We start from the raw sequence: 22,836 nt of genomic DNA, 5'->3' as shown, positions 1-22,836 counted from the left end.
TCAGCAGGCCCGCGTCAGACTTCCAACACATGGACGAGACAGATCGGCTTCTTGCCCCACTGCTCATTGACCGCCGAACGCACCGCCCGCCGGACGGATTCTGCCGCTGCGTCAGAATCGCGCCGACGCGCCCGCGGCAGACCTTCGAAGGTGGAAACGACAGCATCGAAGACGATGTCGTCCATCTCCTCGCCCGCCGCATTCTTCTCGGGGATGCCGACCATGTCGACCTCGGGATCGTCGGCCAGCTCGCCCTTCTCGGTGATGGCGAGCGCCACGAAGATGCAGCCGGCAAAGGCCATCTTGCGACGCTCGACCACGGCGCGCGACTTCGAATCCTCGACGATGCTGCCGTCCTTGTAGAGCCGCCCCGCCGGCAGTTGGTCGATGATCCCGGGATCACCGGGGCCGAGCTTGACGAGGTCGCCATTGCGGCAGGTGATGACCTTGGGCACGCCGCAGGCGCGCGCCAGCCTCGCGTGCTCGTGCAGATGCAGCGCCTCGCCATGCACGGGGATCAGGAGCTGCGGCCGCGTCCACGCGATCATGTCGCGCAGCTCGTCGCGGCGCGGATGGCCGGAGACATGGACGAGATGGTTGCGGTCGGTGATGATCTCGATGCCCTGCTGCACCAGCCCGTTGATGACGGCGCCGACCGCCTTCTCGTTGCCGGGGATGGTGCGCGACGAGAAGATGACGGTGTCGCCCTTGTTCAAGGTGACCAGCGGATGATCGTCATTGGCGATGCGCGAGAGCGCGGCGCGCGGCTCGCCCTGGCTGCCGGTGCAGAGCGCGAGCACCTTGTCGGCCGGGAAATGGCCGTAGAGATCCATGCCGCGGAAGTTCTGCACGCCGTCGAGATAACCGGTCTCACGCGCGACCTGGACCACGCGTTCCATGGCACGGCCGACGATGACGACCTCGCGCTCGGCCTCGCGCGCCGCTTCGGCAACGGCGCGGATACGCGCGACGTTGGAGGCGAAGGTGGTCACGGCCACGCGGCCCTTTGCTTCCTTCACCAAAGCCGCGATCGTCTTGGCAACCTCGGCCTCGGACGGCGAGCGTCCCTCGCGCACGGCATTGGTGGAATCGCCGATCAGTGCGAGCAATCCGGCATCACCGAGCTCGCGCAGCCGCTTCTCGTCGGTCGGCGCGCCCAGCACCGGCGTCGGATCGATCTTCCAGTCGCCGGTATGCAGGACAGTGCCGACCTCGGTGTGGATCGCCAGCGCGTGCGATTCAGGGATCGAATGCGCGACCGGAATGAACTCGACGTTGAACGGACCGATGTCGACGCGGCCGCCGGAGGGGATCACCTTGACCGGGATCTTGGCTGGGAGGCGCTCGGCCTCGCACTTGGCCTCGAACAGTGCGGCGCTGAACTTGGTCGCGTAGATCGGGCATTTCAGCCGCGGCCACAGGTCTATGATCGCGCCGAAATGATCCTCATGCGCGTGGGTCAGCACGAGGCCGACGAGATTGTTGCGCTCTTTCTCCAGGAAAGCGACGTCGGGCATGATCAGGTCGATGCCCGGCAGATGCTCCTCGTCGCCGAAGGAGACGCCAAGATCGATCGCGAGCCACGAGCGCTGGTGGCGATTGCCGAGCCCGTAGATCGACAGGTTCATGCCGATCTCGCCGACACCTCCGAGCGGCGCAAATGTCAGTTCGTCGGGACGTGCCATCTAGACCGCTCCTTTGGATGCGACCGAGCCGAAATGAACATCACCGGCCGTGATCGGCTCCAATCGTCCCTCCGCGGTCCGCACCAGCATACAACCCTGTTCGTCGATCGTGTCGAAAATCCCCTCGATGATAGCATGTCCGGACCTGATGGCGACCGGCTGGCCGAGGCCTGCGGCGCGCTCGAGCCAGAGTTTCCGGATGTCACCGAAGCCCCGTCCCTCGTTCCAGATGCCGAAATACTCGACCCAGGCATCCGACAGCGCCGAGAACAGGTCCTCGGCGGTCACCTGGATGCCGAGGTCCGCCAACGACACCGCCGGTGTCGGGGTATCCAGCGGCGCCGCGACCACGTTGGTTCCAATACCGGCAACCACCGCAAGCCCTTGAGCCACCTGCTCCGCCTCGAGCAGCATGCCGACGATCTTGCGGCCGTCAGCCAGCACGTCGTTGGGCCATTTCAGCGCGAATGACGCGCGTGCTCCGGACCGCAGCGCGGCCTCGATGCTCACCTGGCGCAACGCGCTCTCGATGGAGAGGCCCGCGGCGAAGCCGAGTGTGGCTGCGATCGCAGGAGCCACGTTCAGCACTTCCAGCACGCTCGAGGCCAGATTGCCGCGCGGGGCGATCCACGGGCGCTGGCGCCGGCCGCGCCCGGCCGTCTGCTCAGACGTGACAAACCAGCACGGCGCCTTGCCGCCCTCTCGGGCCGACTTCAGCGCCTCGACATTGGTTGAGCCGGTCTGGTCGAACGTGACGAGTCGGTAGCCAGCCTTGTCAGCCTGGGACCCTAGCGCAAACGTCATCTAGAACAGCGACTTCGCCGCGGCCGCGGCCGCGCTGACCAGCGGGCCGGGATAGGCGAAGAACAGGATGTTGAAGACGCCGGAGATCGCGAGCACCGTGCCCAGCTCGATACGGACCGGATCGAGCGTCGGCAGCGGCTCGTCGAAATACATCGTCTTGACGATCAGGAGATAATAGTAGGCGCCGACCACGCTGGTGAGCACGCCGATCACCGACAGCGTGAACAGTCCGGCCTTGATGGCGGCGACGAAGACGTACCATTTGGCGAAGAAGCCGGCGAGCGGCGGCACGCCGGCCAGCGAGAACAGCAGCATCGCGAAGAAGAAGGCAAGCAGCGGATTGGTGCGCGACAGCCCCGAGAAGTCGCTGATCTTCTCGAACGACTGGCCGTTGCGCTTGATCGCCATGATCACGGCGAACGAGCCGAGCGTCATCGCGACATAGATCGCGATGTAGGTCAGCACGCCCTGCGCGCCCTCGACCGTACCGGCGGCGAGACCGACCAGCGCAAAGCCCATGTGGCCGATCGACGAATAGGCCATCAGGCGCTTGATGTTGGTCTGGCCGATCGCGGCGAACGAGCCGAGCGCCATCGAGGCGATCGAGACGAACACGATGATCTGCTGCCACTGGAAGGTGATGCCGGGAAACGCCGTCAGCGCGACGCGCGCGAACACGGCGATCGCCGCGACCTTGGGCGCGGAGGCGAAGAACGCCGTCACCGGCGTCGGCGCGCCTTCATAGACGTCCGGCGTCCACATGTGGAACGGCACCGCCGAGACCTTGAAGCACATGCCGGCGAACAGGAAGACGAGGCCGAAGATGATGCCGACGCTGCCGGTCTTCGTCGCCGCCGCGATTCCGGCAAAACTCACCGTGCCGGTGAAGCCGTAGATCAGCGAGGCGCCGTAGAGCAGCATGCCGGAGGACAGCGCGCCGAGCACGAAATACTTCAGGCCGGCTTCGGTCGACTTGACGTTGTCACGATGGCTGGCCGCGACGACGTAGAGCGCGAGCGACATCAGCTCGAGACCGAGGTAGAGCGTGATCAGGTCGCCGGCCGAGATCAGCACCAGCATGCCCAAGGTCGAGAGCAGCACGAGGATGGCATATTCGAAGATGCGACGATCGGGCTTCGACAGGAACTCCGCCGACATGATCAGGGTCGCGATCGAACCGATCAGCGTCAGGATCTTCAGGAAGCGCGCATAGCTGTCAGCGATGAAGCTGCCGCCGAAGGCCTGGCCGCCCGGCTGCCTGAGCACGAGGATGCCGACCACGATCAGCAGAGCGACCGCCAACCACGTGACGAGCCCCGTCGTCTCCTGCCCGCGAAACGCGCCCAGCATCAACAGCGCCATGGCCCCCACGGCCAACAACAGCTCCGGCAGCACCACCCAAAGCTGAGGCCCAAGATTCTCGATCATCGTCTGTGTCCCGACCCCTCAAGGTCTCATCATTGGAGCAGCGCGGCGGCCTTCACGGCCGTCACGGCGGTATTGTAGTTGTTGACGAGCTGCTGCACCGACGCCGCCGACATGTCGAGGATCGGCTTCGGATAAACGCCGAACAGGATGGTCAGCGCCACCAGCGGAAACAGGATCACGCCCTCACGCAGGGTGAGATCCTTGATGCTGGCGAGCGACGGCTTGGTCAGCGCACCGAACACCACCTTGCGGTAAAGCCACAACGCGTAGGCCGCCGAGAGGATGACGCCTGATGTCGCGAAGAACGCGGTCGGGATCGACACCTTGAAAGTGCCGAGCAGAGTCATGAACTCGCCGACGAAGCCGGACGTGCCGGGCAGGCCGACATTGGCCATCGTGAACACCATGAACACCAGCGCGTAGACCGGCATCCGGTTCACGAGGCCGCCGTAGGCCGCGATCTCGCGGGTATGCATGCGGTCATAGACCACGCCGACGCAAAGGAACAGCGCGCCCGAGACGATACCGTGCGAAATCATCTGGAACACGCCTCCGGCGACACCCTGCATGGTGCCCGCGAAGATGCCCATGGTGACGAAGCCCATATGCGCCACCGATGAGTAGGCGATCAGCTTCTTGATGTCCTCCTGCATCAGCGCGACCAGCGAGGTGTAGATGATCGCGATCGCCGAGAGCGTGAACACCAGCGGCGCGAAGTCGTGCGAGGCCAGCGGGAACATCGGCAGCGAGAAGCGCAGGAAGCCGTAGCCACCCATCTTCAAGAGGATCGCGGCCAGGATCACCGAGCCCGCGGTCGGCGCCTCGACGTGCGCGTCCGGCAGCCAGGTGTGCACCGGCCACATCGGCATCTTCACCGCAAAGGAGGCGAAGAACGCCAGCCACGCCCAGGTCTGCAAGGACCGCGGCACCGCCGTATGCATCAAGGTCGGAATGTCGGTCGTGCCGGCGTTCCAGTACAGCGCCATGATAGCGAGCAGCATCAGCACCGAGCCGAGCAGCGTGTAGAGGAAGAACTTGAACGAGGCGTAGACCCGGCGCGGACCGCCCCAGACCCCGATGATCAGGAACATCGGAATCAGGCCGCCCTCGAAGAACAAATAGAACAGCACGAGGTCGAGCGCCGAGAACGTGCCGACCATCAGCGTTTCCAGGATCAGGAACGCCATCATGTATTCGCGCAGCCGGTTGGTCACCGACTTCCAGCTCGCGACGATGCAGAACGGCATCAAAGCGGTGGTCAGGATCACGAACGGCAGCGAAATGCCGTCGACGCCCATGTGGTAGCTGATGCCGGCCGCCAGCCAGTTCGACTTCTCGACGAATTGGAAGTCGGTCTGGGCGGGATCGAAGCGCAGTACCAGGATCACCGACACCGCGAACGTGATCAGCGTGGTCCACAGCGCGATCCAGCGCGCATTGCGCCTAGCCGCCTCGTCGTCGCCGCGGACCAGATAGATCAGCAGCGCACCGACGATCGGCAGGAAGGTGACGACGGAGAGAATTGGCCAGGTGGTCATTGCTGGCCCCCCATGAACATGAACCAGGTGATCAGGCCGGCGACGCCGATCAGCATGGCAAAGGCGTAATGATAGAGGTACCCGGTCTGGATCTTGACGACGTTGCGCGTGATGTCGAGCACCCGCGCCGAGACACCGTCCGGACCGAAGCCGTCGATGACGAAGCCGTCGCCTTTCTTCCAGAGGAAGCGGCCAAGCCACTTCGCCGGACGGACGAAGATCACGTCATACAGCTCGTCGAAGTACCACTTGTTGAGCAGGAACTTGTAGAGCAGCGGCTGCTGCGCGGCGAGCTCCTCCGGGATGTCCGGACGTCTGACGTAGAAGATGTAGGAGACCACAAATCCCAGCACCATCATGACGAAGGGAAGCTGAGCGAGCCAGGCCGGCATGTGCTCCATGTCTTCGAGAATGTGCGGGTTCATCTTCAGCGACTCGCCGAAGAAGTGCTCGACGCCATGGGGATCGGTGAACACGCCCTTGAACGGGAGGCCGGCCAGGATCGAGCCTGCCGCGAGCACGCCGATCGGGATCAGCATCCAGATCGGGCTCTCATGTGCGGCATCATAATGGTGCTGATCGTGCGGCGTGCCGAAGAAGGTCTTGAACACCAGGCGCCAGGAATAGAACGAGGTCAGGCCGGCGGCGACAATGGTGAGGAAATACGCGTAGGTCGCGAACGGATTGTGCGCTGCGTACGCCGCCTCGATGATCGCATCCTTGGAGAAGAAGCCTGCGAAGCCGGGGAAGCCGGTGAGCGCCAGGGTGCCGACCGTCATCACCGCGAAGGTGTATGGGATCTTGCGCCACAGGCCGCCCATGTTGCGGATGTCCTGCTCGTGATGCATCGCGTAGATCACCGAGCCAGAGCCCAAGAACAGCAGCGCCTTGAAGAAGGCATGCGTGAACAGATGGAACATGCCGACCGAGTAGGCCCCTGCTCCCATCGCCACGAACATGTAGCCGAGCTGCGAGCAGGTCGAGTAGGCGACGATGCGCTTGATGTCGTTCTGCACGAGGCCGACGGTCGCTGCGAAGAACGCCGTGGTCGCGCCGAAGAACATCACGACGGCCTGGGCGTTCGGGGCGAGCTCGAACAGCGGCGACAGGCGCGCGACCATGAAGACGCCGGCAGTGACCATGGTCGCGGCATGGATCAGCGCCGAGACCGGGGTCGGACCTTCCATCGCGTCCGGCAGCCAGGTGTGCAGCAGGAACTGCGCCGACTTGCCCATGGCGCCCATGAACAGCAGCAGGCAGGTCAGGGTCAGCGCGTCGGCATGCCAGCCGAGGAAGTTGATCGTCTTGCCGGCAAAGCTCGGCGCGGCGGCGAAGATGGTCTCGAAGTCGGTCGACTTCGCCAGCAGGAACACGGCGAAGATGCCGAGCGCGAAGCCGAAATCGCCGACGCGGTTGACGACGAAGGCCTTGATGGCGGCAGCGTTGGCCGACGGCTTCTGGAACCAGAAGCCGATCAGCAGGTAGCTCGCCAGACCGACGCCCTCCCAGCCGAAGAACAGTTGCACGAGGTTGTTCGCGGTCACCAGCATCAGCATCGCGAAGGTGAACAGCGACAGATAAGCGAAGAAGCGCGGACGGTTCGGATCCTCGTCCATATAGCCGATCGAATAGAGGTGGACGAGCGAGGACACGCTGGTCACAACGACCAGCATCACCGCCGTGAGCGTGTCGACGCGCAGCGCCCAGGACACCTGCAGCTCGCCGGAATTGATCCAGGGCAACAGCTCCTTCACGCCCGCCTCGTGGTGCATGAAGCCGACGCTGATCAGCATCGCCCAGGACAGGCCGGCCGACACGAACAGCAGCGCCGTCGTGATCACCTGCGCCGCCCAAGTGCCGGAGGCCGGCGGCTCGGCGACATGATGGTCGTCGTGTCCGTGGCCGTGATCGTCATGCGCGTGAGCGTGAGCGTCGGCGGCGCCGTGGTGATGACCGTCGTCGTGATGATGCTCGACCGTATCACCGCTCGGATGGCGCGCATGCGCGCCGAGCAGCGCGATCAGGCCGGCCAGGATCGCGCCCAGCAGCGGCAGAAAGACAATGGCCTGGATCATTCGCCCGTTCCCTTACGCATGACCTTGCCGGCGAGCCGGCCCCCATCTGTGCGGATCATGCGCCCTTAGCCCTTCATCATATTGACGTCTTCGACCGCAATCGAGCCGCGGTTGCGGAAGTAGACCACCAGCACGGCAAGGCCGATCGCGGCTTCCGCCGCCGCAACTGTCAAAACCAGCAGCGCGAACACCTGCCCGACGATGTCGCCCAGGAATGTCGAGAACGCCACCAGATTGATGTTCACCGCGAGCAGGATCAGCTCGACCGACATCAAGATGACGATGATGTTCTTGCGGTTCAGGAAGATGCCGAGGATGCCGAGCGTGAACAGCATGGCCGCGACGGCGAGATAGTGCCCCAATCCGATGGTCATTTCACCCACTCCGCCGCGTCCGTGTCCTGCAGCCCCTGCCCGACCGCGACCTTGCGGACCGCCATCGCCATCTCCGGCGTGCGCGCGTTCTGGACGTTGATGTCCTGGCGCTTGACGCTCGCCTTGTGGCGCAGCGTCAGCACGATCGCGCCGATCATCGCCACCAGCAGGATCATGCCGGAGAGCTGGAAGTAATGGATGTACTTCGTATAGAGCACGAGGCCGAGCGCCTCGGTATTGGTGACGTTGGTCGGGATCGCCGCGGTGATCGCCTTCGGCGTCGTCGGGTTGATGACCCAGTAGGACACCGTCAGCAGCAGCTCGAACAGGAAGATGCCGCCGATGACCAGTCCGATCGGCATGTACTGCAGGAAGCCCTCGCGCAGCTCCGTGAAGTCGACATCGAGCATCATGATCACGAACAGAAACAGCACCGCGACCGCACCGACGTAGACGACCACGAGGATCATCGCCAGGAATTCGGCGCCCATCAGCACGAACAGGCCGGAGGCGTTGACGAAGGCGAGGATCAGATAGAGCACCGAGTGAACGGGGTTCTTCGAGACGATCACCATCACGGCCGAGGCCACGCAGACCGCCGCGAAGAGATAGAAGAAGAGCGCAGGAAGGATCATCGGACGGCCTCAGCGGTACGGCGCGTCGAGCGCGATGGCTTTGGAGATCTCGCGCTCCCAGCGGTCGCCATTCGCGAGCAGCTTGGCCTTGTCATAATACAGCTCCTCGCGGGTCTCGGTCGCGAACTCGAAGTTCGGTCCTTCGACGATGGCGTCGACCGGACAGGCTTCCTGGCACAGGCCGCAATAGATGCACTTCACCATGTCGATGTCGTAGCGCACCGTGCGACGGGTGCCGTCGTTGCGGCGCGGACCGGCCTCGATCGTGATCGCCTGCGCGGGACAGACCGCCTCGCACAGCTTGCAGGCGATGCAGCGCTCTTCGCCATTGGGATAGCGCCGCAACGCGTGCTCGCCGCGGAAGCGCGGCGAGATCGGGCCCTTCTCGAACGGATAGTTCAGGGTCGGCTTCGGCTGGAAGAAGTAGCGCATCGCGAGGAAGAATGCGGAGACGAACTCCTGCAGCAGCAGCGACCGTGCGGTGGCGGAAATGTTCATGACAGCCTCATTTCGGCGCGATGCCGGCGAAGTGCAGCACGCCTGCGACGATGACCACCATGGCCAGCGACAGCGGCAGGAACACTTTCCAGCCCAGTCGCATCAACTGGTCGTAGCGGTAGCGCGGCACGATCGCTTTCGCCATCGCGATCAGGAAGAACATGAAGAACAGCTTGAGCGAGAACCAGATGACGCCCGGCACCCAGTTGAACGGCGGCAGGTCGATCGGCGGCAGCCAGCCGCCCAGAAACAGGATCGTCGCCAGCGCGCACATCGTGGTGATCGCGACATACTCGCCGAGCATGAACAGGAGATACGGCGTCGAGCCGTATTCCACCATGAAGCCGGCAACGAGCTCCGATTCCGCCTCGACGAGATCGAAGGGCGGACGGTTGGTCTCGGCCAGCGCCGAGACGTAGAACACCACGAACATCGGGAACAGCGGCCAGACGTACCAGTTCAGGATCGTCAGCTGCGGCAGGCCGATCAGGCTCGCAAGCCCGCGGGCATGCTGCGCCTCGACCACCGCCGACAGGTTCAAGGTGCCGGCGCAGAGCAGCACGGTGATGATGACGAAGCCGATCGAGACCTCGTAGGACACCATCTGCGCCGCCGAGCGCAGCGCCGCCAGGAACGGATACTTCGAGTTCGACGACCAGCCGGCCATGATGATGCCGTAGATCGACAGTGACGAGATCGCGAAGATGAAGAGAATGCCGACATTGATGTCGGCGATCGCCCAGCCGAGATTGGTCGGAATCACCGCCCAGGCCGCCAGCGCCAGCACGCAGGAGACCAGCGGTGCCAGCAGGAACACGCCCTTGTTGGCGCCGGCCGGAATGATCGGCTCCTTGAGCACGAACTTCAGCAGGTCTGCGAACGACTGGAACAGGCCCCAGGGCCCGACCACGTTGGGACCCCGGCGGATCTGCACCGCCGCCCAGATCTTCCGGTCGGCCAGCAGGATGTAGGCGATCGCGACCAGCAGGACGACGAGCAGCAGGACGCTCTGCGCGACCATGATGATCAGCGGCCAGAGGAAGCCGGTCCAGAACGAGCTTGCGAAGAAATCAGCCATCAGGTCACGCTCACTCCGCTGCCGTCAGCATCTGCCCGGAAGCCAGACGGGAACATTCCGCCATGACCGCCGATGCGCGCGCGATCGGATTGGTGAGATAGAAGTCGTCGATCAGCGGCTTGAACGGTGCCTTCTCGAGGTTGCCGCCCTTGCCAGCCAGGGTCTTGATGTCGGCGATCTTGCCCGCCTCGATCTGGTCGACGCGGCCAAGATGCGGCACGGCCTTGATGATCGCAACGCGCAGCGCGGCCAGCGAGTCGTAGCCGAGCTTCCTGCCGAGCACGTCGGACAGCGCCCGGATGATCGCCCAGTCCTCGCGTGCCTCGCCCGGCGGGAATGACGCCCGGCCCGTCATCTGCACCCGGCCCTCGGTGTTGACGTAGAGCCCGGACTTCTCGGTGTAGGCAGCCCCCGGCAGGATGACATCGGCACGATGGGCACCGCGGTCGCCATGGGTACCGATGTAGACGACGAAAACGCCCTCGGGCACATCGACCTCGTCGGCGCCGAGCAGGAACATCACGTCCATGGTGCCGAACGTCGTCATCTGCGCAGCCGTGAGGCCGGTTCCGTTGAAGCCGATGTCGAGGGCGCCGACCCGCGAGGCGGTGTCGTGCAGCACGGCAAAGCCGTTCCAGTCGTCGCGCACGGCGTTGACGTCCATCACGATCTTGGCGGCCAGCGACAGGATCGCGCCGCCATCGTGGCGCGCGGCGGCGCCGGCGCCGACCAGCACGATCGGGTTCTTGGCGTTGCGGAAGGTGGTCGCAAACGAGTGCTTGCCGGCGGCGACGTCGCTCAGCGAGTCCGTGCCCGCGCCGATGTGCTCATAGGCATAGGTCAGGTCGGCCTTGGGACCGACCACGCCGACCTTGAGCTGGCCCGAGCGCCAGCGCTTGCGGATGCGGGCGTTGAGCACGGCCGCTTCCTTGCGCGGATTGGCGCCAATGATCAGGATCGCGTCGGCCTGCTCGATACCCGCGATGGTCGGATTGAACAGATAGGACGCACGGCCGAGCTTGGCATCGAAGCTGTCACCGCCTTGCACCGCGACGTTGGTCGAGCCGAGCTTGGCGAGCAGATCCTTGAGCGCGAACATCTCTTCGACCGCGGCGAGATCGCCGGCGATCGCGCCGATGCGCTTGCCGTCGATGCGCGACAGCTTGGTGGCAATCGCCTTGAACGCCTCCGGCCAGGAGGCGGCGCGCAGCTTGCCATCCTCGCGAACGTAGGGACGATCGAGCCGCTGCGTGCGCAGGCCGTCGACGACATGGCGGGTCTTGTCGGAGATCCACTCCTCGTTCACGGCATCGTTGATGCGCGGCAGGATGCGCATCACCTCGCGGCCGCGGGTGTCGACACGGATCGCCGAGCCCACGCCATCCATGACGTCGATCGACTGCGTCTTGCCGAGCTCCCAGGGGCGTGCGGCGAAAGCGTAGGGCTTCGAGGTCAGCGCACCGACCGGGCAGATGTCGACCAGATTGCCCTGCAGCTCCGAACTCAGCGCCTGCTCGAGATACGTCGTGATCTCCATGTCCTCGCCACGGCCGATCGCGCCCATTTCCGGCACGCCGCAGACTTCCGCCGAGAAGCGGACGCAACGCGTGCACTGGATGCAGCGGTTCATCGAGGTCTTGACCAATGCGCCGAGATACTTGTCCTCGACGGCGCGCTTGTTCTCGGCGAAGCGGCTGGTGTCCACACCATAGCCCATCGCCTGGTCCTGCAGGTCACACTCGCCGCCCTGGTCGCAGATCGGGCAGTCCAGCGGATGGTTGATCAGAAGGAATTCCATCACGCCTTCGCGCGCCTTCTTGACCATCGGCGACCGCGTCGAGATCTCCGGCGGCTCGCCCTTCGGGCCCGGCCGGCAGTCGCGCACGCCCCAGGCGCAGCTCGCGACCGGTTTCGGTCCGCCCTTCACCTCGACGAGGCACATCCGGCAGTTGCCGGCGATCGACAGCCGCTCATGATAGCAGAAGCGCGGGATCTCGGCGCCCGCCGCCTCGCACGCCTGCAACAGCGTGTACTCCGGCGGCACATCGATCTCTTTGCCATCGATGATGATCTTGGTCATTGCCTCACATCTCTCTCAAACCACGGACCACCGCGCCGCTGCGCACCGTGAGGGCGCGAGCGCGGGGAAAACGTTGCTGGCGAACCGGGCCGCCATCACCTACTCCGCCGCTACCATGTGCGCGGGATCGCGCACGCCCACGTCGTCGACATCGGCCTTGTGCGAATACTGGTCAATGCGCGCCTCGATCTCGTGACGGAAATGCGTGATCAGCCCCTGGATCGGCCAAGCTGCCGCGTCGCCCAGCGCGCAGATCGTGTGGCCCTCGATCTGCTTGGTGACTTCGAGCAGCATGTCGATCTCGCGCTTGTGCGCCCGGCCCTCGGCCATGCGCGTCAGCACGCGCCACATCCAGCCGGTGCCCTCGCGGCACGGCGTACACTGGCCGCAGCTCTCATGCTTGTAGAAGTAGGAAATGCGCGCGATCGCCCGGATCAGGTCGGTCGACTTGTCCATCACGATCACGGCCGCGGTGCCGAGGCCGGAGCGCAGCTTCGACAGGCTGTCGAAATCCATCGGCGTATCGATGATCTGCTCGGCCGGCACCATGCGCACGGACGAGCCGCCGGGGATGACCGCCTTCAGATTGTCCCAGCCGCCACGGATGCCGCCGCAATGCTTCTCGATCAGCTCGCGGAACGGGATGCCCATCGCCTCTTCGACGTTGCAAGGCCGCTCGACGTGACCGGAGATGCAGAACAGTTTTGTGCCGACATTGTTCGGACGGCCGATGCCGGCAAACCACGCGGCGCCGCGGCGCAGGATGGTCGGCGCCACCGCGATCGACTCGACGTTGTTGACGGTGGTCGGGCAGCCATAGAGGCCGACGTTCGCTGGGAAAGGCGGCTTCAGCCGCGGCTGGCCCTTTTTGCCTTCGAGGCTCTCCAGCAGCGCGGTCTCCTCGCCGCAGATATAGGCGCCGGCGCCATGCGCGACATAGAGATCGAACGGCCAGCCATGGATGTTGTTCTTGCCGATCAGGTTGGCCTCATAGGCCTGATCGATCGCCGCCTGCAGCCGCTCGCGCTCGCGGATGAACTCGCCGCGCACATAGATGTAGCAGGCATGCGCGTTCATCGCGAAGCTGGCCAGCAGGCAGCCCTCGACGAGATGATGCGGATCGTGCCGCATGATCTCGCGATCCTTGCAGGTGCCGGGCTCGGACTCGTCGGCGTTGACCACGAGGTAGCTCGGCCGACCGTCGGTCGATTCCTTCGGCATGAACGACCATTTCAAGCCGGTCGGGAAGCCGGCGCCGCCGCGGCCGCGCAGGCCGGAAGCCTTCATCTCGTTGATGATCCAGTCGCGACCTTTTTCGATCAGCGCCTTGGTGCCATCCCAGCTGCCGCGCCGGCGTGCGCCTTCGAGGCCCCAATCATGCAGGCCATAGAGGTTGGTGAAGATGCGGTCCTTGTCGTCGAGCATGATCAGACGGCTTCCTCGGGTGTCAGCGGTTCGACTGCATGGTGGCGATGAAGGCGGCGCAGCCGCCGAACACCAAGGCCCACAGCAGACTGGACTCCAGCGTCGCATTGAGCGCGAACCGCTGCAGCACGAAAATGAAAGCGGCGGCTGCGAGCGTATGCAGTGCCACGTAGCGCCAGTTCTTCATTGCGGCGCCCTCTTCGGTCAGGGCCGCAACGCGGGTGCGATTGCGGCTCATGTCTTCTCCTTCAGCGTGGTCGGCCCGCCCGCCGGCGCCGAGAACTGGCGGCCATTCTGCGGACCCGGCGTCGGCAGGTTGCCGGTCGCGAAGCCGTCGAGCACCTTGCCGAAGCTCTCCGGCGTCAGGTCCTCATAGGTGTCCTTCCAGACCTGCACCATCGGCGCGTTCACGCAGGCGCCCAGGCACTCGACCTCTTCCCAGCTGAAGTCGCCGTCCTTCGACAGGTGGAAGGGATCGTGATGGATGCGATGCTTGCAGACCTCGATCAGTTCTTCGGCGCCGCGCAGACGGCACGGCGTGGTGCCGCACACCTGCACATGCGCCTTCTTGCCGACCGGCTGCAGCTGGAACATCGTGTAGAAGGTCGCGACTTCGAGCACGCGGATGTAGGGCATGCCGAGCATGTCGGCGACGACGCGGATGGCCGCCTCCGACACCCAGCCCTCGTTCTGCTCCTGCGCGCGCCACAGGATCGCGATCACGGCCGAGGCCTGGCGGCCTTCCGGATATTTCGCGATCTGCGCTTTGGCGAAGGCAAGGTTCTCGTCCGTGAACGCAAAGCTCGCGGGCTGGACTTCCTTCGGGGCAAGACGGCGGACGGACATGGCTCTTCAATCTTTCATTGCATGCGGCGCGCGGCACTTGCATTGAGCGCTGCGACGCGATTCTGCCAGAAGGCACTTGCAGTTCCGAACACGTTATAGCCGACGTGGGCGGACGCCTTGATCCGGTCGAGGATCGACAGCTCTGTCACGGTCTCAAGGCGGCCGCTTGCGGGGTCGTAGACCATCAGTTGCATCGGCGTCTGATCGAGGATGTAGCGCGAGACCGTATGGTTGCGATCCTGGCCGTGCTCCTCGCACAGGATCATGCTGTCGGTCGCGAGCAGCCGCGCCCCGCCCTTGATCGCCTCGATCTCGACGCCCTCGACGTCGAGCTTGATCAGGTACTTGCCGGAAGCGGCGACCTTGCCGTCGTCGATCAGATCGTCGAGCGCCATCACCGGCACCTGCTCGCCGCCGGCGTTGTCGCCGGCGATACTGAAGGCCTCGTGCTTGGTACCGGTGAGATGCGCGACGCCGCGGCGTTCGCCGATGGCGCACTTCATCACTTCGAAGCGGCCGCCGTTGATCTGCGCATTGTTCGCGAGCTTGGCGAAGTTCGCCGAGGACGGCTCGATCGCGATCGCCTTGTGCGCGCCGTAGGGCGTGCTCGACACCAGCACCGACCAGTAGCCGTAATTGGCCCCGCCGTCGATGAAGGTGTAGTCGACATCGACAGTGCCGAGAAACAGGAACTCGAGTTCGTCCTCATAGTGATAGTCGCGGTTGAGCAGCTTGCTCCAATAGCCGTCGCCATAGGGAAACTCGAACACGGCGTCCGGGTTGAGCTTCACCGCGATGTCGCGTTCGGGCAGCGCCAGCCGCAGCAGATTGGCACAGCGGTTGTAGCCGCGATGCGAGAAATGCGAGGAAATCTTCGAGCCGGTCGACAGCGCCAATGCAGCCGTGCGCTCCCAGAGGTTCGCTCCTTCGAGCGCTCCGGAAGCACGATCGAACTGGATCGGCGCATGGCCCATCAGCGGTCCACCTCTCCGAACACGATGTCGAGCGAGCCGAGAATGGCCGAGACGTCGGCGAGCAGATGGCCGCGGCAGATGAAATCCATCGCCTGTAGATGCGCGAAGCCCGGAGCGCGGATCTTGCACTTGTACGGCTTGTTGGTGCCGTCGGCGACGAGATAGACGCCGAACTCACCCTTCGGCGCCTCGACGGCCGCATAGATCTCGCCTGCCGGCACGTGCACGCCCTCGGTGTAGAGTTTGAAGTGGTGGATCAGCGCTTCCATCGAGCGCTTCATCTCGCCACGGCGCGGCGGAGCGATCTTGTTGTCGGTGATCATCACCGGGCCCTGCCCGTCCGGTGCTCGCAGCTTTTGGATGCACTGCTTCATGATACGCACCGACTGGCGCATCTCTTCCATGCGGATCAGATAGCGGTCGTAGCAGTCGCCGTTCTTGCCGATCGGAACGTCGAACTCCATCTCGGCATAGACGTCGTAGGGCTGCGACTTGCGCAGGTCCCAGGCCGCGCCCGAGCCGCGCACCATCACGCCGGAGAAGCCCCACTCCCAGGCCTGCTTCAGGGTCACGACGCCGATGTCGACGTTACGCTGCTTGAAGATGCGGTTGCCGGTGAGGAGCCGGTCGAGATCGTCGACCACCTTCAGGAACGGATCGCAGAATGCGTCGATGTCGTCGATCAGCTTCGGCGGCAGGTCCTGGTGGACGCCACCGATGCGGAAGTAGTTGGCGTGCATGCGCGAGCCGGAGGCGCGCTCATAGAACACCATCAGCTTCTCGCGCTCCTCGAAGCCCCACAGCGGCGGCGTCAGCGCGCCGACGTCCATCGCCTGGGTGGTGACGTTGAGCAGATGCGACAGCAGCCGTCCGATCTCGGAGTAGAGCACGCGGATCAGCTGGCCGCGGCGCGGAACCTCGATGCCGAGCAGGCGTTCGGCGGCGAGGCAGAAGGCATGCTCCTGATTCATCGGCGCGACGTAGTCAAGCCGATCGAAATAGGGCATCGCCTGCATGTAGGTCTTGGTCTCGATCAGCTTCTCGGTGCCGCGATGCAGCAGGCCGATATGCGGATCGACGCGCTCGACCACCTCGCCGTCCAGCTCCAGCACCAGGCGCAGCACGCCGTGGGCCGCCGGATGCTGCGGACCGAAATTGATCGTGAAGTTGCGGAGTGCCGGGCTCTGCTCGTTCATGCTCGCGCTCCCACTCACTTCGTCGCCTTCTCATCGCCCGGCAGCGGATAGTCCGCACCTTCCCAGGGCGACAGGAAATCGAACTTGCGGAATTCCTGGTTGAGCCGCACCGGCTCGTAGATGACCCGCTTCTCCTGATCGTCGTAGCGCACCTCGACGAACCCCGTCGTCGGGAAGTCCTTGCGCAGCGGATGGCCGTCGAATCCGTAATCCGTCAGCAGGCGGCGCATGTCCGGGTGGCCGACGAAGATCACGCCGTAGAGGTCGTAGGCCTCACGCTCGAACCAATCGGCGCCCGGAAAGACATCGATCAGCGACGGCACCTGCGTCGTCTCGTCGGCCTCGGCCTTCAGCCGGATGCGCGCGTTCAGCGTCGGTGACAGGAAGTGATAGACAACATCGAAACGCTTGGCGCGCTCAGGATAGTCGACCGCCGTGATGTCGGTGATGTTGACGAAGCGGAGAGCCGGATCGTCGCGCAGATGTGTCACGACCTCGACGATCCGGGCGGGCTCCACGTTCACCGTGAGCTGATTGAAAGCGACCGTATGGCCGATCGCGGCGCCCGGGAGCGCGCTTACGATCGTCTGCCCAAGGGTGTCGAGCCTGCCGTCGTCCATAACGAAAAACCTTCAGCGTTCGATGGTGCCGGTGCGCCGGATCTTCTTCTGCAGCAGCAGCACACCGTACAGCAGCGCTTCGGCGGTCGGCGGACAGCCGGGCACGTAGATGTCAATGGGAACGATGCGATCGCAGCCGCGGACCACCGAATAGGAATAGTGATAGTAGCCGCCGCCATTGGCGCACGACCCCATCGAGATGACGTAGCGCGGCTCCGGCATCTGGTCGTAGACCTTGCGCAGCGCCGGCGCCATCTTGTTGGTCAGCGTGCCGGCGACGATCATCACGTCGGACTGGCGCGGCGAGGCGCGCGGCGCGAAGCCGAACCGCTCGACGTCGTAGCGCGGCATCGAGACCTGCATCATCTCGACGGCGCAGCAGGCCAGGCCGAACGTCATCCACATCAGCGAGCCGGTGCGGGCCCAGGTGATGAGATCGTCAGCGGTGGCGACGAAGAATCCCTTGTCCGACAGTTCGTGCCTGACCTCGAGGAAATACGGGTCGTTGGCACCGATCGGCCTGCCGGTCGCGGGATCGAGAATGCCCTTCGGGGCCGGAGCGATCGCCGGCCCGGTCGAGGACGTGGTCGGGCTCAATCCCATTCAAGCGCGCCTTTCTTCCATTCGTAGGCAAACCCGACCGTCAACACGGCCAGGAACACCAGCATCGACCAGAAGCCGGCCGCGCCGAGCTTGCCGAATGCGACTGCCCAGGGGAACAGGAAGGCGACTTCGAGGTCGAAGATGATGAAAAGGATGGCAACCAGATAGAAGCGGACGTCGAACTTCATGCGGGCGTCGTCGAACGCATTGAAGCCGCACTCGTACGCGGAGAGCTTCTCGGGATCGGGCTGCTGGTAGGCGACCAGGAACGGCGCGATCAGCAGCACCACCCCGATGATGGCTGCGACACCTATGAAAACGACGAGGGGGAGATAGTTCTGAAGGATGCCGGTCATCGGCGCCACTTTCCTCTGCGGTTTCGGTGCAAACCGCAGACTCGTTGCATTGGAATTGGTCGAAGCCTTAGCGCAGCGCACCAAGCCGCGCAAGACAAGCCGTCTCGCCGGTGTCATCCCTCCCCACATTGCGGAAACCCGGACACACCGAGCAACGGCGCCGCGGATGACGCGTGCAGGAGCCGCATTGCAGACCCGCAGCATTACGGTGCCGCACGGTCCAACGCAGGACGCTGAGGCGATCAGCAATCGCGAGGACGCACGCCGGTGTGCGCAGGCTGGCTGGTCGGAGACGGATGCGGATCAGCGCTCGATCGGGAGATCCAAACGAGGCGACGGGACCGTCACCCGATAGGCTTCCGTTACCGCGGGAGATGGTCACGAAGGGCCGCCGGATCAAGATCATCCACGGCCGCCGTCGATACCGGCACCGCCGCGCACTGTTAGCCCCGGCCGCATACTCCCGATTGCCGCCGCGACGGCTGCAACCGATGAAACCATTTTGAGGAAACGAAGAAACGGGATCGAAACAAAGCGGGGGTACATGTCCAGGCAACAAAGTGGCGCTCTGAGACGCCGGGAGGCTGACATGAACCACTCGCTGCATTCCGCAGACCGATCGACCCATCTGAAGATCGTCGTCGTTGCCCTGGTCGCCGGCATCGCGGTGACCGCTTTCGGCATCGCGACCCGCGCCAACGTCGACTACAGCCAGACGGCATCGCACGTCGTGAAGGCAGGCAAGCCGGTGACCATGACGAGTTCCAGCGACTCGATGGTCGTCCGCTGAGGCCACTGCTCCGCTGCCATCTGACGGCAATCGCAGGCCACCCGCCGGGTGGCCTTTTTCATGCCCGATCGGAAAATCGGCGACGGAGCACTTGCAGTCCGGCGGAGCGCCAGGTCGTAGACGGGAGGGGATCGCGCGGCGGCGCTGATTGCGCCAGCGGACAGATCACATCAAAAGCTAAGCCATTGAAAACATGGCGCGAGAGACGGGGCTCGAACCCGCGACCTCCGGCGTGACAGGCCGGCGCTCTAACCAACTGAGCTACTCCCGCGTGATCGCGAAATCCGCGGAGGAGTGCGACTTAAAGGGGCGATGTTTCGAAGTCAAGGACAATGAACCGACAGCTGTGCGAAGTCCTTGATGGGGGAGCAATGCAGGACGCCCGATCTCCTTGGCTGGGCCCAGGCAGCCGACGTTAGTCGCCGCACGATGATGGGCCAGATCGACCTGTCCCGCGTCTCTCCTTCCGGACCGCAGCAACCCCGCCCCGCGGCGGCGGCGCTGGCGGTCGCTTCGCGACGACGTCGCAGGCCGGATATGGCAAAATGGGCGCCAAGTCCGACCGCGCATGCTTCCGACCGGGCATTGAAATTTCCGGCCGCGGTCCCCACCGAGGCGCACTTGCTGACCAGGAAGCGAGTGAGAGGAGAATCCTCGCGGACGCTGCCCACGAATCGCCCGCCACCGGTGCGAGGAAGATGAGCTTCGAATCGCCGGAGTCGGTATCCTGCAGGTGGCGCGCGCCGGAGTGCGCAATCCTGCTGTCGGCGAGGCGGTGCTGATCAACGCCGGCCCGCGACCCGCCGTATTCCGCACGGGAGCTGGCGGACGATCTTTGATCAGAGCGGAAACCCTTGATAGCCTGCCACCCCCTGGTATCTGGCATGCAATAACTGATATATTAGTATACTGATACCTCCAGTAACGTCTCCCTCTCTCTCTCTTGGTGCCCATGTCCGACCCGCTTCGCAGCTACACCCACTCCGTCACCGAGCGCCTGCTCCGCTACGCCGCGATCGACACCCAGTCGGACCCGACGTCGCCGACCTGTCCTTCGACGCTCAAACAGAAGAATCTCGGCCGGATGCTCGCAGCCGAGCTGCAGGCAATGGGCCTCTCGGACGCCCACCTGGACGACCATGGCTACGTCTATGCGACCATCCCCGCCACCACCGACAAGGCCGTGCCGGTGATCTGCTTCTGCTCGCACATGGACACGTCGCCCGATTGCTCCGGGGCCAACGTGAAGCCGCAGATCGTGCGCAACTACCAGGGCGGCGACATCGTGCTGCCGGGGGACCCGAGCCAGATCATCCGTGCGGCTGAGCATCCTGCATTGAAGGACCAGATCGGCAACGACATCGTCACCACCGACGGCACCACCCTGCTCGGGGCCGATAACAAAGCCGGCATCGCCGAGATCATGGACGCGGCGCAGTTCCTGATCAGCAATCCGCAGATCAAGCATGGCACCATCAAGATCCTGTTCACGCCGGACGAGGAGATCGGCCGTGGCGTCGACCGGGTCGACCTGAAGAAGCTCGGCGCCGACTTCGGCTACACGATGGATGGCGAAACCGCCGGCAACATCGAGGACGAGACCTTTGCCGCCGACGGCGCCACCATCCTCATCAACGGCGTCAGCGCCCATCCCGGCTTTGCCAAGGGCAAGATGGAGCACGCGATCAAGATCGCGTCCGCAATCGTCGATCGGCTCCCGAAGGATGGCTGCTCGCCGGAGACGACGGAGGGCAAGGAAGGCTTCCTGCATCCGGTCGGGATCTCCGGCGCGCTCGAACAGGCGCGACTCGACTTCATCGTGCGCGATTTCAGCGAGCAGGGCCTGCGGCAGAAGGAAGCGCTGCTCGAGGACATCGTCAGGGATGTCCTGAAGGACTATCCGCGCTCGAGCTATCGGATGGAGGTTCGGCAGCAATACCGCAACATGAAGGAGGTCATCGATCTGCATCCGGAGATCGTGACCTATGCCGAGGAGGCGATCCGCCGCGCCGGCCTGACGCCGGTCAGGACATCGATCCGCGGCGGCACCGACGGTTCGCGGCTGTCGTTCATGGGCCTGCCCTGCCCCAACATCTTTGCCGGCGAGCATGCCTTCCACTCGCGTCTCGAATGGGTCAGCGTCCAGGACATGGAGAAGGCGGCGCAGACCATCGTCCATCTGGCGATGATCTGGGAAGAGCGATCCTGAGCGCCGTCCGGCGCGCGTCAGACGCGCGCCGTCACCAGCCAGATCGAGCCGGCGAGCGTCACGCTGTCGCCGCGTACATACTGCGTCAGCAGCTCGCGGACCGACTGCCGCGCCGCCTCGCGCGTCTCCTGGGGATGCCCCTCCAGCGCGCGGCTGGCGGGGCCGATTTCGAACGCCGACTCCACTGCCGCCTCGAGACCCTGCCCGCGGGCGATGTCGAGTGACAGCGCATGCGCCTCCAGCGCGACGTCGCTGAAGCCGGCCTCGCCGAGGATCCGCGCCACTCGCGCTTCGGATGCGAAGGCGAACGGGCCAGGATCCTCCGGCGCCATCTCCGGCAGCTTCGGGACGTGACGATAGACCGCCTGCAGCGGCGCGATCATCCAGGGATTGGCCTTCGGCTCGCGCCAGCAGGCGAACACGACCCGGCCGCTCGGCTTCAGCGCGCGGCGGATGTTGGCGAACGACGCCACCGGATCGGCAAAGAACATCACCCCGAACCGCGACACCAGCAGATCGAAGCTCGCCGGCGCGAACGGATACACGGTCGCGTCGGCCAGCACGAACTCGGCGGGAAGCCCGGCCGGCGCCACCGCGCGCGCCCGCTCGAGCATCGGTGCGGAGATGTCGACGCCGAGAACGGAGCCGCCGGGCGCCACCTGCCCGGCCAGTGCGATCGACAAACCACCACAGCCGCAGCCGATGTCGAGAATGCGATCACCCGGCTTCGCGGCGATACGCTCGATCAGGATCTGCGACACCGGCGCGAGCAGGATGTCCTGGGCCTCCTGGCGATCGGACCAGCGCTGGCCGCCGGGCCCGTTCCAATAGGCGATCTGGTCGGCGTTGCGGTCGTCCCCTGCCGGCAATTGCATGATGTGCCCTGTCTGATTGAGGTCATCGCAAGAGCCGGCATGGCGCATGCAGCCGCCTGTCCTGTCAAGGCACGAGGCCGCGATGCGCTTGAGGAAGAAAATGGGCCGGTCCTCACCACGGTTCGGAGAGACTTTCGCCGATGGCGAGAGCGCTCCAACGTCGGCTCAGACGCGCGAACTCCTGTCGGATGGCGTCGCGCCGCGCCGGCGTGTAGGCCGCGCGCTCCTCCGCTGACATCCCGTCCAGCAGGCTGCGCGCCGACGGTGCCATCTCGGCCCCGCGCGCCCGCAGCGCCGGATCGTCAGCCTGCTGCAGCCAGTCCTGCCAGCACACATATGTAGCGCGCTCGGAGCGGGCATAGTCCTCGCTGCGTTCCGGCATCAGGCGCTGGTCCCTGGTCTCATGCCTGCGACGCAGCCGCGCGGCCTCGCGGGACGAGGTCGCATGCGGGACCAAATGAAAGGTCCCGGCCGTGCCGCCGGCCGCGAGCCGCCCGAATACGGCGCCGTCAATCCCGAGATGCTTTTCGACGATGAAGTGTTGCAGATCATGCGGCATCCAGGGATCGAAGCCAGGCGCCGGGCTCATTTCGAGGGTGCGTCCATCACCGAGCATCGCGCGCACCGCGTAGCGGCGCTCTCCGGTGCGGACGAAGGAAACAGTCATTGGCGGTCGCGGACGACGAGACATGGGACACTCGCAATTGGCAGCTGCGGCTGAACAACGGCCCAATCATACCGCCGCGG

22 protein-coding genes and 1 tRNA gene are annotated in these 22,836 nt (G+C 64.8%); 2 read left to right on the top strand and 21 right to left on the bottom strand.

From position 1 onward, the window contains the following. Nucleotides 1-14: 14 nt before the first annotated feature. The 18 genes from QX094_RS24745 to QX094_RS24660 form a co-directional block, all read right to left on the bottom strand. Entirely contained in the window at nt 15-1,685 is a 1,671-nt protein-coding gene (locus QX094_RS24745; RefSeq protein ID WP_315711563.1) for a ribonuclease J, read from the bottom strand. Next, nucleotides 1,686-2,489 carry a biotin--[acetyl-CoA-carboxylase] ligase gene (locus tag QX094_RS24740; RefSeq protein WP_315711562.1) on the bottom strand — a complete coding sequence of 268 codons (804 nt, stop codon included), beginning with the start codon at nt 2,487-2,489 and terminating at the stop codon, nt 1,686-1,688. It lies immediately after the preceding gene. Continuing rightward, on the bottom strand, nt 2,490-3,917 hold the full coding sequence (gene nuoN, locus QX094_RS24735) for an NADH-quinone oxidoreductase subunit NuoN (protein ID WP_316188236.1): 1,428 nt from the start codon (nt 3,915-3,917) through the stop codon (nt 2,490-2,492). Between the two features lie 29 nt (nt 3,918-3,946). After that, complete coding sequence (locus QX094_RS24730; RefSeq protein WP_315827168.1) at nt 3,947-5,455, bottom strand: NADH-quinone oxidoreductase subunit M; 1,509 nt, start codon at nt 5,453-5,455, stop codon at nt 3,947-3,949. Next, nucleotides 5,452-7,530, bottom strand: a complete 2,079-nt coding sequence (gene nuoL / locus QX094_RS24725; protein ID WP_315711559.1) for an NADH-quinone oxidoreductase subunit L — start codon at nt 7,528-7,530, stop codon at nt 5,452-5,454. The genes QX094_RS24730 and nuoL overlap by 4 nt, the downstream gene beginning before the upstream one ends. 65 nt (nt 7,531-7,595) lie before the next feature. Further along, nucleotides 7,596-7,904 (bottom strand): NADH-quinone oxidoreductase subunit NuoK, encoded by a 309-nt coding sequence (gene nuoK / locus QX094_RS24720; RefSeq protein ID WP_315711558.1) that lies wholly within the window; start codon nt 7,902-7,904, stop codon nt 7,596-7,598. Further along, nucleotides 7,901-8,539 (bottom strand): NADH-quinone oxidoreductase subunit J, encoded by a 639-nt coding sequence (locus QX094_RS24715; protein ID WP_015666525.1) that lies wholly within the window; start codon nt 8,537-8,539, stop codon nt 7,901-7,903. The genes nuoK and QX094_RS24715 overlap by 4 nt, the downstream gene beginning before the upstream one ends. A gap of 9 nt (nt 8,540-8,548) precedes the next feature. Next, entirely contained in the window at nt 8,549-9,037 is a 489-nt protein-coding gene (gene nuoI, locus QX094_RS24710) for an NADH-quinone oxidoreductase subunit NuoI (RefSeq protein ID WP_006611003.1), read from the bottom strand. Nucleotides 9,038-9,044: 7 nt separating this feature from the next. Continuing rightward, nucleotides 9,045-10,115, bottom strand: coding sequence for an NADH-quinone oxidoreductase subunit NuoH (gene nuoH / locus QX094_RS24705; protein WP_315711556.1), 1,071 nt, complete (start codon nt 10,113-10,115; stop codon nt 9,045-9,047). A gap of 10 nt (nt 10,116-10,125) precedes the next feature. Beyond that, nucleotides 10,126-12,195 carry an NADH-quinone oxidoreductase subunit NuoG gene (nuoG, locus tag QX094_RS24700; RefSeq protein WP_316188235.1) on the bottom strand — a complete coding sequence of 690 codons (2,070 nt, stop codon included), beginning with the start codon at nt 12,193-12,195 and terminating at the stop codon, nt 10,126-10,128. Between the two features lie 99 nt (nt 12,196-12,294). Next, nucleotides 12,295-13,620, bottom strand: coding sequence for an NADH-quinone oxidoreductase subunit NuoF (gene nuoF, locus QX094_RS24695; protein ID WP_315711552.1), 1,326 nt, complete (start codon nt 13,618-13,620; stop codon nt 12,295-12,297). Between the two features lie 22 nt (nt 13,621-13,642). Then, entirely contained in the window at nt 13,643-13,858 is a 216-nt protein-coding gene (locus tag QX094_RS24690; RefSeq protein WP_315711550.1) for a hypothetical protein, read from the bottom strand. After that, nucleotides 13,855-14,466 carry an NADH-quinone oxidoreductase subunit NuoE gene (nuoE, locus tag QX094_RS24685; RefSeq protein WP_172109602.1) on the bottom strand — a complete coding sequence of 204 codons (612 nt, stop codon included), beginning with the start codon at nt 14,464-14,466 and terminating at the stop codon, nt 13,855-13,857. Before nuoE ends, QX094_RS24690 begins: the two co-directional genes overlap by 4 nt. A 14-nt stretch (nt 14,467-14,480) precedes the next feature. Further along, nucleotides 14,481-15,440, bottom strand: coding sequence for an FkbM family methyltransferase (locus QX094_RS24680; protein ID WP_315711548.1), 960 nt, complete (start codon nt 15,438-15,440; stop codon nt 14,481-14,483). Continuing rightward, nucleotides 15,440-16,636 carry an NADH-quinone oxidoreductase subunit D gene (locus QX094_RS24675; protein ID WP_315711546.1) on the bottom strand — a complete coding sequence of 399 codons (1,197 nt, stop codon included), beginning with the start codon at nt 16,634-16,636 and terminating at the stop codon, nt 15,440-15,442. The genes QX094_RS24680 and QX094_RS24675 overlap by 1 nt, the downstream gene beginning before the upstream one ends. Nucleotides 16,637-16,650: 14 nt before the next feature. Beyond that, the gene (locus QX094_RS24670; RefSeq protein WP_315711544.1) at nt 16,651-17,256 is read right to left on the bottom strand and encodes an NADH-quinone oxidoreductase subunit C; all 606 of its coding nucleotides are present in this window, start codon (nt 17,254-17,256) and stop codon (nt 16,651-16,653) included. A gap of 12 nt (nt 17,257-17,268) precedes the next feature. Beyond that, nucleotides 17,269-17,853, bottom strand: a complete 585-nt coding sequence (locus QX094_RS24665) for a NuoB/complex I 20 kDa subunit family protein (protein WP_173424458.1) — start codon at nt 17,851-17,853, stop codon at nt 17,269-17,271. After that, nucleotides 17,850-18,215 (bottom strand): NADH-quinone oxidoreductase subunit A, encoded by a 366-nt coding sequence (locus QX094_RS24660; RefSeq protein WP_008964559.1) that lies wholly within the window; start codon nt 18,213-18,215, stop codon nt 17,850-17,852. The genes QX094_RS24665 and QX094_RS24660 overlap by 4 nt, the downstream gene beginning before the upstream one ends. Before the next feature lie 589 nt (nt 18,216-18,804). On the opposite strand from QX094_RS24660, the gene QX094_RS24655 reads away from it, so the two are divergent. After that, entirely contained in the window at nt 18,805-19,005 is a 201-nt protein-coding gene (locus QX094_RS24655) for a hypothetical protein (protein ID WP_315711542.1), read from the top strand. 194 nt (nt 19,006-19,199) lie between these two features. Here QX094_RS24655 and QX094_RS24650 read toward each other — a convergent pair. Then, nucleotides 19,200-19,276 (bottom strand) — tRNA-Asp (locus QX094_RS24650). Nucleotides 19,277-19,957: 681 nt separating this feature from the next. Between QX094_RS24650 and pepT the strand changes: the two genes are divergently transcribed. Further along, nucleotides 19,958-21,214 carry a peptidase T gene (pepT, locus tag QX094_RS24645; RefSeq protein WP_315711541.1) on the top strand — a complete coding sequence of 419 codons (1,257 nt, stop codon included), beginning with the start codon at nt 19,958-19,960 and terminating at the stop codon, nt 21,212-21,214. Nucleotides 21,215-21,231: 17 nt separating this feature from the next. On the opposite strand, the gene QX094_RS24640 is transcribed toward pepT, so the two are convergent. After that, nucleotides 21,232-22,089 carry a class I SAM-dependent methyltransferase gene (locus QX094_RS24640; RefSeq protein ID WP_315711540.1) on the bottom strand — a complete coding sequence of 286 codons (858 nt, stop codon included), beginning with the start codon at nt 22,087-22,089 and terminating at the stop codon, nt 21,232-21,234. A gap of 112 nt (nt 22,090-22,201) precedes the next feature. Then, the gene (locus QX094_RS24635) at nt 22,202-22,756 is read right to left on the bottom strand and encodes a hypothetical protein (protein ID WP_315711538.1); all 555 of its coding nucleotides are present in this window, start codon (nt 22,754-22,756) and stop codon (nt 22,202-22,204) included. Between the last annotated feature and the right edge of the window lie 80 nt (nt 22,757-22,836).

This window comes from Bradyrhizobium sp. SZCCHNS1050 (assembly GCF_032484785.1).
Classification (GTDB): domain Bacteria; phylum Pseudomonadota; class Alphaproteobacteria; order Rhizobiales; family Xanthobacteraceae; genus Bradyrhizobium.
The sequence above is the reverse complement of the archived record's forward strand: the minus strand, read 5'-3'. Positions and strand labels throughout refer to the sequence as shown.

What these genes read in the sequence shown, in the direction of transcription:
- QX094_RS24745 (WP_315711563.1), bottom strand. Translation starts at nt 1,685, where the DNA reads ATGGCACGTCCCGACGAACTGACATTTGCGCCGCTCGGAGGTGTCGGC.
- QX094_RS24740 (WP_315711562.1), bottom strand. Translation starts at nt 2,489, where the DNA reads ATGACGTTTGCGCTAGGGTCCCAGGCTGACAAGGCTGGCTACCGACTC.
- nuoN (WP_316188236.1), bottom strand. Translation starts at nt 3,917, where the DNA reads ATGATCGAGAATCTTGGGCCTCAGCTTTGGGTGGTGCTGCCGGAGCTG.
- QX094_RS24730 (WP_315827168.1), bottom strand. Translation starts at nt 5,455, where the DNA reads ATGACCACCTGGCCAATTCTCTCCGTCGTCACCTTCCTGCCGATCGTC.
- nuoL (WP_315711559.1), bottom strand. Translation starts at nt 7,530, where the DNA reads ATGATCCAGGCCATTGTCTTTCTGCCGCTGCTGGGCGCGATCCTGGCC.
- nuoK (WP_315711558.1), bottom strand. Translation starts at nt 7,904, where the DNA reads ATGACCATCGGATTGGGGCACTATCTCGCCGTCGCGGCCATGCTGTTC.
- QX094_RS24715 (WP_015666525.1), bottom strand. Translation starts at nt 8,539, where the DNA reads ATGATCCTTCCTGCGCTCTTCTTCTATCTCTTCGCGGCGGTCTGCGTG.
- nuoI (WP_006611003.1), bottom strand. Translation starts at nt 9,037, where the DNA reads ATGAACATTTCCGCCACCGCACGGTCGCTGCTGCTGCAGGAGTTCGTC.
- nuoH (WP_315711556.1), bottom strand. Translation starts at nt 10,115, where the DNA reads ATGGCTGATTTCTTCGCAAGCTCGTTCTGGACCGGCTTCCTCTGGCCG.
- nuoG (WP_316188235.1), bottom strand. Translation starts at nt 12,195, where the DNA reads ATGACCAAGATCATCATCGATGGCAAAGAGATCGATGTGCCGCCGGAG.
- nuoF (WP_315711552.1), bottom strand. Translation starts at nt 13,620, where the DNA reads ATGCTCGACGACAAGGACCGCATCTTCACCAACCTCTATGGCCTGCAT.
- QX094_RS24690 (WP_315711550.1), bottom strand. Translation starts at nt 13,858, where the DNA reads ATGAGCCGCAATCGCACCCGCGTTGCGGCCCTGACCGAAGAGGGCGCC.
- nuoE (WP_172109602.1), bottom strand. Translation starts at nt 14,466, where the DNA reads ATGTCCGTCCGCCGTCTTGCCCCGAAGGAAGTCCAGCCCGCGAGCTTT.
- QX094_RS24680 (WP_315711548.1), bottom strand. Translation starts at nt 15,440, where the DNA reads ATGGGCCATGCGCCGATCCAGTTCGATCGTGCTTCCGGAGCGCTCGAA.
- QX094_RS24675 (WP_315711546.1), bottom strand. Translation starts at nt 16,636, where the DNA reads ATGAACGAGCAGAGCCCGGCACTCCGCAACTTCACGATCAATTTCGGT.
- QX094_RS24670 (WP_315711544.1), bottom strand. Translation starts at nt 17,256, where the DNA reads ATGGACGACGGCAGGCTCGACACCCTTGGGCAGACGATCGTAAGCGCG.
- QX094_RS24660 (WP_008964559.1), bottom strand. Translation starts at nt 18,215, where the DNA reads ATGACCGGCATCCTTCAGAACTATCTCCCCCTCGTCGTTTTCATAGGT.
- QX094_RS24655 (WP_315711542.1), top strand. Translation starts at nt 18,805, where the DNA reads ATGAACCACTCGCTGCATTCCGCAGACCGATCGACCCATCTGAAGATC.
- pepT (WP_315711541.1), top strand. Translation starts at nt 19,958, where the DNA reads ATGTCCGACCCGCTTCGCAGCTACACCCACTCCGTCACCGAGCGCCTG.
- QX094_RS24640 (WP_315711540.1), bottom strand. Translation starts at nt 22,089, where the DNA reads ATGCAATTGCCGGCAGGGGACGACCGCAACGCCGACCAGATCGCCTAT.
- QX094_RS24635 (WP_315711538.1), bottom strand. Translation starts at nt 22,756, where the DNA reads ATGACTGTTTCCTTCGTCCGCACCGGAGAGCGCCGCTACGCGGTGCGC.